This is a genomic window from Deltaproteobacteria bacterium, from assembly GCA_009930495.1.
Classification (GTDB): domain Bacteria; phylum Desulfobacterota; class Desulfovibrionia; order Desulfovibrionales; family Desulfomicrobiaceae; genus Desulfomicrobium.
The window spans coordinates 1-2,180 of the sequence record RZYB01000302.1; the positions used below are offsets into that span (position 1 = coordinate 1).

2 protein-coding genes are annotated in these 2,180 nt (G+C 66.0%); both read left to right on the plus strand.

The genetic code is table 11. The features are described from left to right. Positions 1-659: 659 nt before the first annotated feature. A complete protein-coding gene (locus EOL86_14040; protein NCD26694.1) occupies positions 660-1,037 on the plus strand; it encodes an HNH endonuclease in 378 nt (125 codons plus the stop codon). Positions 1,038-2,033: 996 nt separating this feature from the next. After that, on the plus strand, positions 2,034-2,180 hold a 147-nt coding region (locus tag EOL86_14045; GenBank protein NCD26695.1), incomplete at its 3' end, for a single-stranded DNA-binding protein.

The window sequence follows — 2,180 nt, forward strand, 5'->3', positions numbered from 1 at the left end:
CCAGCGCGCCGCACTCGCACGACAGGAGAACAGGTGCGTCGAGTGTGGCGCCCCGTTCGACAAGACCCGCACCAACCGCCTCACATGCTCCGAGGAGTGTGCCGAGGTCCGCCACGCCCGCAGCAAACGCGCATGGTCCGCACGGCGCTCATGGGGCGCAGACAAGGAGGCAACAGCATGATCCGCGCACAACTCGCCTGCGACGCCTGTGGGGCGCCGTCTGACCACCACGGCACCCTCGGCCTCGACCTCCTCGAACTCCTCGGAGTCAACGGGTGAGCCCGTCATCTAGTGGCTGGGCCACTAACCGAGTAGCATGGAAGAACTGCGGCCCGGACCGACGCTGCGAACGTCACCCCGGGCCTCACCACCAGCGACTGAACGGAGTCACGGATGGCTGACACCAACACTACCCGAGGCCACCCACGCGCACAGGGTCAGCAACCCACCATGAACCTCACCCTGACGTGGCCCATCCAAGACCACCAAGCGCCCCTCCCGGACCTCATGGACGAGGCCGAGGCCGCATCCTTTACCGTCATCGAGGCGAACGAACCGGCAGGGTGGCGAATGCGATCCCCCTGGATCCGCACCCTCAACCACGACCACGCCCCCCACATCGAGTTCGCCTGCACCGTGAGTGGGCCAGACGGCGCCACATGGACGTGGCCACCAACCGTCAGGGCGGCAAGCTGATGGCCCGTGACACAACCCCAGCCATGGTGCCCGGAAGCACCATCATCACCGAGCACTCGCTTCATATGCAGCTCCGCTACGCCGGGAAATACCACCGCACAAGTGGCGGAAACCTGATTCGATCATGGAAGCCATCCAAGCGAGTTCATGCCCGGATGCAGGAGTACATCTTCGCTCGCGACCGTGGGCTATGTGGAATCTGCGGGAACCCCGCGGCTAGGTGGTGGGAACTCGATCACATCAAGCCCTACAAGCTGGGTGGGCTCTATATCGAGTGGAACCTCCGGCTCGCCTGTCGAAGGTGCAACCAGAGCCGTGGCGCGAGGTGCGACGCCCAATGACCTGGCTCAAGAAGGATGACAGATACCCGGAGCACCGGAAGATTCGCAGGCTCAGCGATGGTGCGTACCGGCTGCATGACACGGCGCTCTGTTGGGCCGCGAGGGACGAGACAGACGGGATCATCACAGCCGAGGACCTGGCCGAGATGCAGCATGGAAAGAGGTTGCGAAGGCACATTCCGGCACTCGTGGACGCCGGGCTCTGGCACGTTGCTCCCGGGGGGTGGGTTCTGCACGACTTCTTGCACTACAACCCATCGCACGAACAGCTCGAGCTGGAGCGCGCTGCGAACAGGGAGCGCCAGGCGAGACTCCGTGCGAAGCGCAGGGGCGTGGCCGTGGACGATAACACCAGTAGTCACGCCGTTAGTAACGGCGTGACTACTGACGGAGTAACGCGTGAGTCACGGGACCCCGACCCGTACCGTACCGACCCGACCCGACCCGACCCGATTATTCTCCCCCTTTCATCATCATCGTTACGTGACGTAACGCGCGAGGCGGCGTCACGATGATGATGACGAAAGACCAAGCTCAGGCACTCACAGCCCTCGTCAACGCGCTCCGCCCCGACTGGGACGCGCAGGGCGTCTACGCCGCCCTCGCGAAGGCCCGCACCATGGGCACCGCCCCAGAGCTCGCCGTGGCAGCCATCCGCGCCGCTGCCACCCCCACCAACAAGACCCCCGCCGTGATCGCGATGCAGGGCCCCCACTGGCAGGCGCCACAAGCCACGGCGAACCCAGGGAACGTGTGGCACGGCCCACCAGACCGGAACGCCCCACGCTGCCCCGAGCACACCTCCCACCCGACACCATGCGCCGCCTGCCGAGCCGACTGGCTCGCCGGGCAACGCGACACCCCCGAACCCCACACACCCGCCACCACACCGGAGCGCCCCGCACCCAGGGCACGGAACACCTGCAGCCCGGAGCAGATCGCGGCCATCTTCGCCGCACACGGACTGACCCCACCAATCCGAAAGGACGCGACCGCATGAGCGGCGAAACCATCCTGACCATCGTCGGCAACCTGACCGCCGACCCGGAACTGCGATTCACCCCGTCCGGCGCGGCGGTGGCATCGTTCACCGTCGCGTCAACCCCGCGCACGTTCGACAAGCAGTCTCAGGAGTGGAAGGAC